Here is a 12,558-nt window from a genome sequence, read left to right on the forward strand (position 1 = left end):
TTCATCATTTACGGAGAAAATTTATGTTTACTGTATTCAGGCGACTGCTGGTCTGCCTGCTTTGGCTATGGCTGCCCCTCAGCCAGGCTGCCGACAGCGGCTGGCTGCGCGCCGCCGATAATCAGCACGCCAGCGTCAGGCTGCGTGCGCAACCCGAAAGCACTGGCGAAACCCGCCTGCTGCTGGACGTCGCCCTGCAAAAAGGCTGGAAAACCTACTGGCGCTCGCCGGGCGAAGGCGGCGTCGCCCCCGCGATTAAATGGCATCAGCCCGTCGAGGCGATCTGGCGCTGGCCTGTGCCGCAGCGTTTCGACGTCGCGGGCATCACCACGCAGGGCTACCACGGCGATGTCAGCTTTCCCATCACTCTGCGGGGCGACGTCCCGAAGATCCTAAGCGGCGTACTGACGCTCTCCACCTGTAGCAACGTCTGTATTCTTACCGACTACCCGTTTTCGCTGAACATGACCGCATCCGCAGGCGCCGGTTTTGATTACGATTTCAGTCGGGCCATGGGCACCCTTCCGCTCAGCGGCGGGTTGAACTCAACGCTTAACGCCACCTATGCCCCCGGCAAGCTGACCGTAACGGCGCAGCGTGACGCAGGCTGGCAGGCGCCGTCCCTGTTTATCGACGGTATGGATGATGTTGATTTCGGCAAACCGGCCCTCACCGTGCGCGGTGACTCGCTGGTCGCCACCGTGCCCGTGACGGACAGCTGGGGCGAGGCCTCGCCCAACCTCAGCGGCAAAACCCTGTCGCTGGTTCTGGCCGATAGCGGGCAGGCACAGGAGTCCAGCCTGAGCATTCAGCCGGGGAACGCCGCGCCGACGCTCTCGTTAGGCTGGGTGCTGCTGATGGCGCTGGCGGGCGGTCTGATCCTTAACGTCATGCCCTGCGTACTGCCCGTGCTGGCCATGAAGCTAGGCACGCTGATGCAAACCGAACGGCAGGCGCGGAGTCAGGTACGCCGACAGTTTCTTGCGTCGGTAGCCGGGATCGTGATCTCGTTCCTCGCGCTGGCGCTGATGATGACGGTTTTACGCTTAGGCAATCAGGCGCTCGGCTGGGGGATCCAGTTCCAGAATCCGTGGTTTATTGGCGCGATGGCGCTGGTGATGGTGCTTTTCAGCGCCAGCCTGCTGGGGTTGTTTGAAATCCGTCTCCCTTCCGGCGCCAGCACCTTCCTCGCCACGCGCGGCGGCAACGGGCTTGCGGGTCATTTCTGGCAAGGCGCGTTTGCCACGCTGCTGGCGACGCCCTGCACCGCGCCGTTCCTGGGTACGGCGGTCTCGGTCGCGCTGGCGGCGCCGCTTCCCCTGCTGTGGGGGATCTTCCTGGCGATGGGTATCGGCATGAGCCTGCCGTGGCTGCTGGTGGCGGCCTGGCCGGGGCTGGCCCAGCGGTTGCCGCGTCCGGGACGCTGGATGAACGTCGTACGCGTAGTGCTGGGGATGATGATGCTCGGCTCATCGCTGTGGCTGCTGAGCCTGCTGACGGTGCACATTGGCAGCCTGCCCGTCATCACGCTGGGCGTGTTCCTGATCCTTACGCTGCTGCTGGTCACCGCCTGGCGCTACCGCTGGCAAACGGCACTGCGCGCCGGGGTATTAGCTGTAGTGGTGGCCGGGGCGGTCGCGTTTGTATCCGGTTCCGGCGGCGAGGGTTCCCGCCGCGATCGTATTCACTGGCAGCCGCTCAGCGAGCAGGCCATTGCCCGCGCGCTGGAGGAGAACAAACGGGTGTTCGTCGACGTGACCGCCGACTGGTGCGTGACCTGTAAAGCCAATAAATACAACGTGCTGCTGCGCGACGACGTGCAGGATGCGCTCTCCGCCCCGGACGTTGTCGCCCTGCGCGGCGACTGGAGCCGCCCCTCAGATACCATCAGCCAGTTCTTAACCACGCGCGGCAGCGCCGCCGTGCCGTTTAACCAGATCTACGGACCGGGATTACCGCAGGGCCACGTGCTGCCTGCGTTGTTAAGCCGCGAAGCGGTGCTGAGCACCCTGTCCGATGCAAAAGGAAAATAACATGAGAGCCTTCGTTGCCTTACTTCTGCTGTCGTTATCAACGTTCGGTTTCGCCGCACCTTCTGATGACGCTTCCAGCGACCAGCTGGCAAAACTGCTGTTTAACGACCCCAACAGCCCGCGAACCGGCGCGACATCGCCGAAGCTGACCATCGTCTCCTTCACTGACTACAACTGCCCGTATTGCAAGCAGTTCGACCCAATGCTTGAGAAAATCGTGCAGGAAAATCCCGACGTGCAGCTCATCGTCAAACTGCTGCCGTTCAAGGGACAAAGCTCGGTAAATGCCGCGAAAGCGGCACTCTCAACGTGGCAGCAGGCGCCGGATAAATTCTGGGCGCTCCACCAGCGGCTGATGATGAAAAAGGGCTATCACGATGACGCCAGCATCGCCGCCGCGAAGGTAAAGACCGGAACGGACAGCATTAAAAAGGATGATAAAACCATGGACAGCCTAAAGATGAACCTCATCCTGGCGCAGGTGCTGAATATTCAGGGTACCCCGGCGACCATTATCGGCGACCAGATGGTGGCGGGCGCAATTCCGTATGACGACCTGGAGGGGCTGGTCAAAGAACAGCTGGCAAACGCCCGTGGCAAGTAAGCTTCCGCGCCTGCTGCGCGAGCTGGGCGTATGGCTGCTGATTGGCGTAGCCGTGAGCCTGGCGGTGGACTATTTCCGCCAGCCCGCGCTGCCGCAGAATTTCTCCGCGACGGCACTGCACACCCTCGACGGCCAGCCCGTCGATCTTATCGCCATGAGTAAGGAGCGACCGCTGCTGGTCTACGTCTGGGCGACATGGTGCGGCGTCTGCCGCTACACCACGCCGTCGGTGGCGGCGCTTGCCGCGGACGGGGGTAACGTGATGTCGGTTGCGCTGCGCTCGGGCGATAACGCGACGCTCGAAACCTGGATGAGGAAGAAGAAGGCGACGATGCCCACGGTCAACGACGCCAGCGGAGAACTGGCGCGTGAGTGGGACGTTAAGGTTACGCCAACGCTGGTGGTGATCTCTCACGGTGAGGTGAAGTCGATCACCACCGGCTGGACCAGCGGCTGGGGAATGCGCCTGCGGCTGTGGCTGGCGTCGTAGCGTTACTTCCCGCCAGCCAGCTCCAGGAAGCTACCGGTGACATAGGAGGCTTTGTCGCTCAGCAGCCAGACAATGGCCTGGGCGACCTCCTCCGGCTGACCGCCACGCTGCATCGGTAACATCGACTTCACCCGATCCACACGCCCCGGCTCGCCGCCGGAGGCGTGAATATCGGTATAAATCAGGCCTGGCCGCACGCCGTTAACGCGAATGCCCTGCGCCGCCACCTCCAGCGCGAGGCCGGTGGTCAGGGAATCCACCGCCCCTTTTGAGGCGGCATAATCCACATATTCCCCCGGCGCGCCCAGCCGTGATGCCGCCGAGGAGACATTCACAATCGCGCCGCCCTTGCCGCCGTGTTTATGCGACATGCGCTTAACCGCTTCACGGCAGCAGAGAAAATAGCCGGTGACGTTGGTAGCCAGCACGCGGTTAATACGTTCAGCGGAGAGGTTTTCGATGGTGGATTGTTCAAACAAAATCCCGGCGTTGTTCACCAGCGCGGCGAGCGGCTCACCTTCGCGATCGATGCTGTCGAACATCGCCATCACCTGCGCTTCATCGCTGATGTCCGCGCGTACGGCAAAGGCTTTACCGCCCGCGTCCACGATCTGATTAATGACGTCCGTCGCGGCTTTGATGTTGTGATGAAAATTCACCGCAACTGTGTAGCCTTCGCTTGCCAGCTGTAGCGCGGTGGCTTTACCAATACCCCGGCTGGCGCCGGTGACCAGTGCAATTGCCATTCTTTTCTCCCAATAAAAAAGCCGGGTAGCGGCTTCGCCTTACCCGGCCTACGTTACTACAGGAACAACGTTACTGGTATTCGCTCATCGGCACGCAGGAGCAGAACAGGTTACGGTCGCCGTAAACATCATCAAGACGTTTCACGGTTGGCCAGTATTTGTTTGCCACACCTGCCGGGAAGACAGCCAGCTCGCGGGTATAACCGTGGTTCCACTCTGCCACCAGTTCGTTCTGTGTATGCGGCGCGTTCACCAGCGGATTATCTTCCAGCGTCCACTCCCCGCCTTTCACGCGGTCGATTTCGCTGCGGATCGCCAGCATGGCGTCGATAAAGCGATCCAGCTCCACCTTGCTTTCAGATTCGGTCGGCTCAACCATCAGCGTACCCGCTACCGGGAACGACATGGTTGGCGCGTGGAAGCCGTAGTCGATCAGGCGCTTGGCAATATCCAGCTCGCTGATGCCCGTCTCTTCTTTCAGAGGACGAATATCGAGGATGCATTCGTGCGCCACGCGACCGTCGCGGCCGGTATAGAGCACCGGATAGGCGTCCTTCAGACGCGTTGCGATGTAGTTGGCGTTGAGGATCGCCACCTGGCTGGCCTGCTTCAGCCCTTCCGCGCCCATCATGCGGATGTACATCCAGCTGATTGGCAGGATAGAGGCGCTGCCGAACGGTGCCGCGGAGACCGCGCCCTGACGGGTCAGCATGCCTTCAATCTGCACCACGCTGTGGCCCGGCACAAACGGTGCCAGGTGCGCTTTCACGCCGATAGGACCCATCCCCGGGCCGCCACCGCCGTGCGGAATGCAGAACGTTTTATGCAGGTTCAGGTGCGACACATCCGCGCCAATAAAGCCCGGAGAGGTGATGCCCACCTGGGCGTTCATGTTTGCGCCGTCGAGGTAAACCTGGCCGCCGAACTGATGCACCACATCACACACTTCACGGATAGTTTCTTCGTACACGCCGTGGGTGGATGGGTAGGTCACCATGATGCAGGAGAGTTTGTCGCCCGCCTGCTCGGCTTTGGCGCGCAGGTCGGCCAGATCGATGTTGCCGTTTTTGTCGCACGCCACAACCACCACTTCCATTCCTGCCATCTGGGCAGAAGCCGGGTTGGTACCGTGGGCAGAGCTTGGGATCAGGCAGATATCACGGTGGCCTTCATTGCGGCTTTCGTGATAGTGACGGATCGCCAGCAGACCAGCGTATTCACCCTGCGCACCGGAGTTCGGCTGCATGCAGATCGCGTCGTACCCGGTCAGCTTCACCAGCCAGTCGGAGAGCTGGTTGATCATCATGTGATACCCTTCCGCCTGCTCAGCCGGGCAGAACGGGTGTAGCTCAGAGAATTCAGGCCAGGTAATTGGGATCATCTCAGCCGCGGCGTTCAGCTTCATGGTGCAGGAGCCCAGCGGGATCATCGCCTGGTTCAGCGCCAGATCTTTACGTTCCAGAGAGTGCATGTAACGCATCATCTCGGTTTCGCTGTGATAGCGGTTGAACACCGGGTGAGTCAGGATCGCGTCGTCGCGCAGCATGCTTTCCTGAATGGAGCGGCTGTCGAGCGCAACCTCTTTGTCGAGCGTATCAACGTCCAGACCGTGTGCGTCACCCAGCAATACGTTGAACAGGGTCAGGATATCGTCACGGGTGGTGCTTTCGTCCAGCGTAATGCCGACCGCATTGTGAATGTCGCTGCGCAGGTTGATTTGCGCTGCCTCGGCGCGCGCCAGCACGGCCGCTTTGTCTGCCACCTCGACGCACAGGGTATCGAAATAGTGTTCATGACGCAGTCTGAGACCTTTCTGTTGCAGACCGCAGGCCAGGATATCGGCCAGACGGTGGATGCGGCTGGCAATACGTTTCAGGCCAGCCGGACCGTGGAACACCGCGTACAGGCTGGCAATGTTAGCCAGCAGCACCTGCGAGGTACAGATGTTGGAGTTCGCTTTCTCGCGGCGGATATGCTGCTCGCGGGTCTGCATCGCCATGCGCAGCGCGGTGTTACCGGCGGCATCTTTCGATACGCCGATAATACGGCCTGGCATGGAACGTTTAAATTCATCTTTCGCGCCAAAGAACGCCGCGTGCGGGCCGCCGTAGCCCATCGGCACGCCGAAACGCTGAGCTGAGCCGAAGACAATATCCGCGCCCTGTTTGCCTGGCGCCGTCAGCAGCACCAGCGCCATAAAATCAGCGGCGACGCTAACAATAACCTTACGGGATTTCAGCTCGGCGATCAGTGCGCCGTAGTCCTGCACTTCCCCGGTGGTGCCCACCTGCTGCAACAGCACGCCGAAGACGTCCTGGTGATCCAGCACTTTTTCAGCGTCGTCGACAATCACCTCAAAGCCGAAGGTTTCCGCACGGGTGCGCACCACGTCCAGCGTCTGGGGATGCACGTCCGCCGCCACGAAGAAGCGGTTGGCGTTTTTCAGCTTGCTCACGCGCTTCGCCATCGCCATCGCTTCGGCGGCGGCGGTCGCTTCATCCAGCAGCGAGGCAGAGGCGATATCCATACCGGTCAGATCCAGCGTCACCTGCTGGAAGTTCAGCAGCGCTTCCAGACGGCCCTGGGAGACTTCTGGCTGATACGGGGTGTAAGCGGTGTACCAGCCCGGATTTTCCAGCATATTACGCAGGATCACCGGCGGTAACTGCACGTTGGTGTAGCCCATGCCAATGTAAGACTTATAGCGCTTGTTAAGGCCGGCGATGGCCTTCAGCTCCGCCAGCGCGGCGAACTCCGTCGTGGACTCGCCTACCTGCGGCGGCGTAGCAAGCTGGATGTCTTTTGGCACGATCTGGCCGATCAGTGCGTTTAATGAATCCGCGCCAACTGTCTTCAGCATCTCCTGCTGTTGCTGAGCATCCGGCCCAATGTGACGTTCAATGAAAGCGCCACGGTTTTCAAGCTGGCTTAAAGTCTGTGTCATGAGCGATGGTTCCTGAAACGTGCAGTGAATCGTAGTTATCTGTAACGCTGTTGCCCGGTGGCGCTAACGCTTACCGGGCCTACGTTAACCTGTAGGCCGGATAAGCGCAGCGCCATCCGGCACAACGTTATTCGTCTTCCAGTAGTGCTTCGTACGCGGTCGCATCCAGCAGCGCGGCAACCTGCGCTTCGTCGCTGGCTTTGATCTTGAAGATCCAGCCGCCTTCATACGGTTCGCTGTTGACCAGCTCCGGGGAGTCGCTCAGCGCGTCGTTCACGGCAACAATTTCACCGCTCACCGGGGCGTAGATGTCAGAGGCCGCTTTAACGGATTCCGCTACCGCACAGTCGTCGCCTGCGCTCACGGTTGCGCCCACTTCCGGCAGATCAACAAACACCATGTCGCCCAGCAGCTCCTGCGCGTGCTCGGTGATCCCAACGGTGTAAGTGCCGTCCGCCTCTTTGCGCAGCCACTCGTGTTCTTTGCTGTATTTCAGTTCTGCTGGCACATTGCTCATTGAAGTTCTCCTGATAAAAATAGTTAGGCGACCGGCTTACCGGCGCGAACAAAAATCGGTTTGGTCACGTTGACCGGCATTTCGCGGTTGCGGATCTGCACCACCGCCGTTTCGCCAATCCCCGCCGGCACGCGTGCCAGGGCAATACTGTAGCCGAGCGTCGGGGAGAACGTTCCGCTGGTGATCACGCCTTCGCGATGATTGCCATCGGCATCGGTGAAGCGTACAGGCAGCTCGCCGCGCAGAACGCCTTTTTCTTTCATCACCAGGCCTACCAGCTGTTCAGTGCCCTTCTCGCGCTGCATCTCCAGCGCTTCACGACCAATAAAATCACGGTCAGCCGGTTCCCACGCAATGGTCCAGCCCATGTTGGCCGCCAGCGGAGAGACGCCTTCGTCCATCTCCTGACCGTAGAGGTTCATCCCCGCTTCCAGACGCAGCGTATCGCGCGCGCCCAGCCCCGCAGGCTTCACGCCCGCCTCCACCAGCGCACGCCAGAAATTAGCGGCCTTCTCGTTTGGCATGGCAATTTCGTAGCCCGCTTCACCGGTGTAGCCGGTGGTGGCGATAAACAGATCCCCCGCCTGCACGCCGAAGAATGGCTTCATGCCTTCGGTGGCTTTGCGCTGCTCGTCGCTGAACAGAGACGCGGCTTTCGCCTGGGCGTTTGGCCCCTGCACCGCAATCAGCGACAGATCGTCACGAACGGTGATGTCTATGGCGTAAGGTTCAGCGTGTTGGGAAATCCAGGAGAGGTCTTTTTCGCGGGTGGCGGAGTTTACAACGAGGCGGAAGAAATCTTCGGTGAAGTAGTAGACGATGAGGTCGTCAATCACGCCGCCAGAGGCATTGAGCATGCCGGTATAGAGCGCTTTGCCCGGCGTCTTCAGTTTGGCGACGTCATTTGCCAGCAGATAACGCAAAAACTCCCGGGTGCGGCTACCGCGCAGGTCGACAATCGTCATATGAGACACGTCGAACATACCGGCATCGGTGCGCACCGCGTGGTGCTCATCAATCTGCGAGCCGTAGTGCAGCGGCATCATCCAGCCGTGGAAGTCCACCATGCGGGCGCCGCACAACACGTGCTGTTCGTACAAAGGAGTCTGTTGAGCCATCTTTTCCTCGTTGAAAAATTCACCGTGAAACCCGGTGTCGGCCTCGCGATCGGGGGCCGACGCAAACGTTCTCTTTTACCTGAACTTACCACCGAAACCGGCGGTTAACCATAAGGTAAAACGGGTCATCACATTAGCTTATGACCAAAAATCGCTGAAAAGCCTACAGAGTTATTCACTGGGAAAATGCGATTAAACCCGCATAAAATTAACAATGATCTAACAGAATTTAGCAGATGGTGATATTTCATGCGGAAAAACGGGCCGAATTTCCGTAACATAAAAATAGTTAGATTAGATTTTCTAATGCGAAAAATGACGTGAAATTAGATTATTTCAAACGAGGAAATTTCCCCGGCGCAGAGGCCGGGAAAATAAAGTGTGACGGGGATCGAGATTAACGTAACCAGTCGGGAAGATCGTTGAGGCCCATTGCCTGACGAAGAAGCTGCGGTTTTACGCCGGGAAGGGTGTCGGCCAGCTTGAGGCCAATATCGCGCAGCAGTTTTTTCGCCGGATTCGCTCCGGCAAACAGCTCGCGGAAGCCCTGCATACCCGCCAGCATCATCGCCGCACTGTGTTTGCGGCTGCGCTCGTAGCGACGCAGATACAGATGCTGACCAATATCTTTACCTTCCCGATGCAGGCGACGCAGCTCTTCAACCAGCTCAGCCGCGTCCATAAAGCCGAGGTTCACCCCCTGCCCGGCCAGCGGATGAATGGTATGCGCCGCATCCCCCACCAGCGCCAGACGGTGCGCGGCAAACTGACGCGCGTAGCGACCGGTTAACGGAAACGTCTGGCGTTCGCTTTCAAGCATGCACAGGCCCAGACGGTTATCAAACGCCACGCATAGCGCCTGACTGAAGGCATCCGGCGTCGCCTCCTGCATCTGCTGCGCTTTCTCCGGCTCTAAAGACCAGACGATGGAGCAGAGATGCGGATCGGCAAGCGGCAGGAAGGCCAGAATGCCGTCATTATGGAAAATCTGGCGCGCCACGCCGCCGTGCGGCTCTTCGGTGCGGATTGTGGCCACCAACGCGTGATGGCGGTAATCCCAGAAGGTCAGCGGAATATCCGCTTTGTTACGCAGCCAGGAATTGGCGCCGTCGGCACCCACCACCAGACGCGCGGTCAGCATGTCGCCACTTTCAAGAGTGATAAACGCGTCGTTTTCGCCCCACGCCACCTGCTGAAGTTTCGCCGGTGCGATCAGCGTGACGTCGCTGCACTGCTGCGCTTTCTGCCACAGCGCGTGGTGGATCACCGCGTTTTCAACGATGTGTCCAAGGTGGCTGTAGCCCATGCTTTCATCGTCAAACGCGATACGGCCGAAGCTGTCTTTATCCCACACTTCCATGCCATGGTAACAGCTGGCACGCAGCGCCACGATTTCAGACCAGACGCCAAGGTGCGTCAGTAGCTTTTCGCTGGCGGCATTGATCGCCGAGACGCGCAGCTCCGGCGGTGCATCCTGCGCCACAGGCTGCGGCGCTTTTTGCTCAAGCACGGCCACGCGCAGGCCGCTGCCCTGTAAACCACAGGCCAGCGCCAGTCCTACCATTCCGCCGCCCACAATGGCGACATCAACATTTTGCACGGTCAATACTCCTTAACGCGCGACCCAACCCAGGGTCCGCTGCGCCAGCACGTCACGTGCCGGAATGAACAGTTCCATCGCCATCAGCCCAAGGTTGCGACCCGCAACCAGCGGTGCCCAGCGATTGGCAAACAGGTGGACTAAACCGTCGGTGACGCCAATGGTCGCCGCTTTGTCCGCCTGGCGTCGTTTCTGGTAATGGCTCAGCACCGAGTATGCGCCACAATCCTGTTGTTCGCTCCACGTCCGGGCCAGGAGCTCTGCCAGGCTTATCACGTCACGGAGGCCAAGGTTGAAGCCTTGCCCGGCGATGGGGTGCAGCGTCTGCGCGGCGTTGCCGACCAGGGCGACGCGATGGGAGACAGTCTGCGATGCGGTCGTCAGCGCGAGCGGATAGGCCACGCGTTTTCCGGCATGGGTGATGCGCCCAAGCCGCCAGCCGAAGGCTTTTTGCAGCTCGGAACAAAAACGTTCGTCGGACCAGGAGAGAACCTCATCGGCCCGATCCTGCGCATGGCACCATACCAGCGAGCAGCGCCCGTTCGACATCGGCAGCATGGCCAGCGGGCCGTGTTCCGTGAAGCGCTCAAATGCCCTGCCGTTATGCGCGCCAGCCGTAGAGACGTTAGCGATGACCGCCGCCTGCCCATAGGGTTCAGAGCGCCATTCGACGCCGCACTGCGTGGCGATCGCGGAGCGTGAACCATCTGCCGCCACCAGCAGTTGCCCCTCCAGCGTGGTGCCGTTGTCCAGCGTCACGCTGACGGCCTCGTCACGGCGGGTAAAGCTGGCGACGCGCGCCGGACAGTGCAGCGTGACGCCAGGCGCGTCCTGTAACAGACGGAACAGCCGCAGCCCTACATCATGCAGCTCGACAACCTGCCCCAGCGCCTCGATCCGGTAATCGCGGGCATCCAGCGTCACAAACCCGGCATGCCCGCGATCGCTGACGTGAACGGTGCCGATCGCCGTTGCGCAATCCGCTATCGCCTGCCAGATCCCAATACGCGCAAGCTGCTGACAGGTCCCCTGCGCCAGCGCGATAGCGCGGGCGTCGAAACCGGGATGATCGGCAGCCTGCGGCGCGACCGCCTCAACGAGATGCACCGGAAGCTGGCCCTGGGTTAACTGCGAAATAGCCAGCGCCAGAGTAGCGCCGGTCATGCCTCCGCCAACAATGATTACGCTCATCCGCGTGCCGCCGCCATCAGCGCCTCGATGTCGTCGGCTTTTTTCACCACGGTCGCGGTCAGGTTTTCGTTACCGGTTTCCGTGATGACGATGTCATCTTCAATACGAATGCCGATCCCGCGGTACTGTTCCGGCACGTCGGCATCCGGCGCGATGTACAGCCCCGGCTCAACGGTCAGCACCATGCCAGGCTCCAGCACGCGCGAACGTTCCGGACCGTATGCCCCGACGTCATGCACATCCAGCCCCAGCCAGTGGCTCAGGCCGTGCATAAAGTACGGACGATGGGCGTTTTCGGTTATAAGGGTGTCCACATCGCCTTTCAGAATGCCGAGCTTCACCAGCCCGGTAATCATGATGCGTACCACCTCGCCCGTAACCTCCTGAATGGAGGTGCCAGGGCGGAACAGCGTCAGCGCGGTCTCCAGAGACTCAAGCACGATGTCATAGATTTCACGCTGCGCGGTGGTGAATTTACCGTTCACCGGGAAGGTACGGGTGATGTCGCCCGCGTAACCCTGATATTCACAGCCAGCGTCAATCAGCACCAGATCGCCGTCGCGCAGTTCACTTTCGTTTTCGGTGTAGTGCAGAATGCAGCCATTTTCCCCGCCGCCTACGATGGTGTTATAGGACGGGAAGCGCGCGCCGTGACGGTTAAATTCATGGTGAATTTCCCCTTCAAGCTGGTACTCAAACATACCGGGACGGCACTTTTCCATGGCGCGGGTATGCGCCAGGGCGCTGATTTCGCCCGCGCGGCGCATCACGTTCAGCTCTTCTTCAGACTTGAACAGGCGCATCTCATGCACCATCGGTCGCCAGTCCGTCAGGGTGGCGGGTGCAGACAAATTCTGACGTGAGCCTTTACGCAGCTTATCCAGCGCGGTGAAAACAATGTCATCCGCATACGCGTATTCGCCCTGGGCGTGATAGAGCACGTCCAGACCGTTCAGCAGTTGGTAGAGCTGCTGGTTGATTTCGCTGTAGGCCAGCGCGCGGTCCACGCCCAGTTTTTCTGGCGCCGCCTCCTGCCCTAAGCGGCGACCAAACCAGATTTCCGCGGTCAGATCGCGCACGCGGTTAAAAATCACGCTGTGGTTGTGGGTGTCATTGCTTTTAATCAGCACCAGTACCGCTTCCGGCTCGTTAAACCCGGTGAAGTACCAGAAATCACTGCTCTGGCGATAGGGGTATTCGCTGTCGGCGCTGCGCGTCACTTCCGGCGCGGCGAAAATCAGGGCAGCGCTTCCCGGCTGCATTTTTGCCAGCAGCGCCTGACGACGGCGAGAATACTCTTGACTGGAGATAACCA

At 60.2% G+C, this 12,558-nt stretch carries 10 protein-coding genes; 3 read left to right on the plus strand and 7 right to left on the minus strand.

The features are described 5' to 3' along the window. Nucleotides 1–23 precede the first annotated feature (23 nt). The 3 genes from ACOTYH_RS11105 to ACOTYH_RS11115 are packed head-to-tail and all read left to right on the plus strand — an operon-like array spanning nt 24 to nt 3,127. Nucleotides 24–2,033 carry a protein-disulfide reductase DsbD family protein gene (locus ACOTYH_RS11105; RefSeq protein ID WP_421637739.1) on the plus strand — a complete coding sequence of 670 codons (2,010 nt, stop codon included), beginning with the start codon at nt 24–26 and terminating at the stop codon, nt 2,031–2,033. Between the two features lies 1 nt (nt 2,034). Further along, on the plus strand, nt 2,035–2,637 hold the full coding sequence (locus tag ACOTYH_RS11110; RefSeq protein ID WP_032669266.1) for a DsbA family protein: 603 nt from the start codon (nt 2,035–2,037) through the stop codon (nt 2,635–2,637). Beyond that, entirely contained in the window at nt 2,627–3,127 is a 501-nt protein-coding gene (locus ACOTYH_RS11115; RefSeq protein WP_017382895.1) for a protein disulfide oxidoreductase, read from the plus strand. The genes ACOTYH_RS11110 and ACOTYH_RS11115 overlap by 11 nt, the downstream gene beginning before the upstream one ends. A 2-nt stretch (nt 3,128–3,129) precedes the next feature. On the opposite strand, the gene ACOTYH_RS11120 is transcribed toward ACOTYH_RS11115, so the two are convergent. The 7 genes from ACOTYH_RS11120 to pepP form a co-directional block, all read right to left on the minus strand. Continuing rightward, nucleotides 3,130–3,873: an SDR family oxidoreductase gene (locus ACOTYH_RS11120; RefSeq protein ID WP_015571798.1), complete on the minus strand. Its 744-nt coding sequence runs from the start codon at nt 3,871–3,873 to the stop codon at nt 3,130–3,132. Nucleotides 3,874–3,943: 70 nt separating this feature from the next. Further along, a complete protein-coding gene (gene gcvP / locus ACOTYH_RS11125) occupies nt 3,944–6,817 on the minus strand; it encodes an aminomethyl-transferring glycine dehydrogenase (RefSeq protein ID WP_421637740.1) in 2,874 nt (957 codons plus the stop codon). A gap of 127 nt (nt 6,818–6,944) precedes the next feature. Next, nucleotides 6,945–7,334, minus strand: coding sequence for a glycine cleavage system protein GcvH (gcvH, locus tag ACOTYH_RS11130; protein WP_006811885.1), 390 nt, complete (start codon nt 7,332–7,334; stop codon nt 6,945–6,947). 23 nt (nt 7,335–7,357) lie between these two features. After that, the gene (gcvT, locus tag ACOTYH_RS11135) at nt 7,358–8,452 is read right to left on the minus strand and encodes a glycine cleavage system aminomethyltransferase GcvT (RefSeq protein WP_058689567.1); all 1,095 of its coding nucleotides are present in this window, start codon (nt 8,450–8,452) and stop codon (nt 7,358–7,360) included. A 397-nt stretch (nt 8,453–8,849) separates the two neighbouring features. Beyond that, nucleotides 8,850–10,052 (minus strand): FAD-dependent 2-octaprenylphenol hydroxylase, encoded by a 1,203-nt coding sequence (ubiI, locus tag ACOTYH_RS11140; RefSeq protein ID WP_033487631.1) that lies wholly within the window; start codon nt 10,050–10,052, stop codon nt 8,850–8,852. Nucleotides 10,053–10,064: 12 nt separating this feature from the next. Then, the gene (ubiH, locus tag ACOTYH_RS11145) at nt 10,065–11,243 is read right to left on the minus strand and encodes a 2-octaprenyl-6-methoxyphenyl hydroxylase (protein ID WP_048973643.1); all 1,179 of its coding nucleotides are present in this window, start codon (nt 11,241–11,243) and stop codon (nt 10,065–10,067) included. Beyond that, entirely contained in the window at nt 11,240–12,553 is a 1,314-nt protein-coding gene (gene pepP / locus ACOTYH_RS11150) for a Xaa-Pro aminopeptidase (protein WP_086626100.1), read from the minus strand. The genes ubiH and pepP overlap by 4 nt, the downstream gene beginning before the upstream one ends. Nucleotides 12,554–12,558 lie beyond the last annotated feature (5 nt).

Origin of the sequence: Enterobacter cloacae complex sp. SHL001, assembly GCF_049236825.1 — a bacterium.
GTDB lineage: Bacteria > Pseudomonadota > Gammaproteobacteria > Enterobacterales > Enterobacteriaceae > Enterobacter > Enterobacter hormaechei_C.

Excerpts from the sequence above, each read along its gene's own strand:
- gcvP (WP_421637740.1), bottom strand. The coding sequence starts at position 6,817 with ATGACACAGACTTTAAGCCAGCTTGAAAACCGTGGCGCTTTCATTGAA.
- gcvT (WP_058689567.1), bottom strand. The coding sequence starts at position 8,452 with ATGGCTCAACAGACTCCTTTGTACGAACAGCACGTGTTGTGCGGCGCC.
- ACOTYH_RS11120 (WP_015571798.1), bottom strand. The coding sequence starts at position 3,873 with ATGGCAATTGCACTGGTCACCGGCGCCAGCCGGGGTATTGGTAAAGCC.
- ACOTYH_RS11105 (WP_421637739.1), top strand. The coding sequence starts at position 24 with ATGTTTACTGTATTCAGGCGACTGCTGGTCTGCCTGCTTTGGCTATGG.
- ACOTYH_RS11110 (WP_032669266.1), top strand. The coding sequence starts at position 2,035 with ATGAGAGCCTTCGTTGCCTTACTTCTGCTGTCGTTATCAACGTTCGGT.
- gcvH (WP_006811885.1), bottom strand. The coding sequence starts at position 7,334 with ATGAGCAATGTGCCAGCAGAACTGAAATACAGCAAAGAACACGAGTGG.
- ubiH (WP_048973643.1), bottom strand. The coding sequence starts at position 11,243 with ATGAGCGTAATCATTGTTGGCGGAGGCATGACCGGCGCTACTCTGGCG.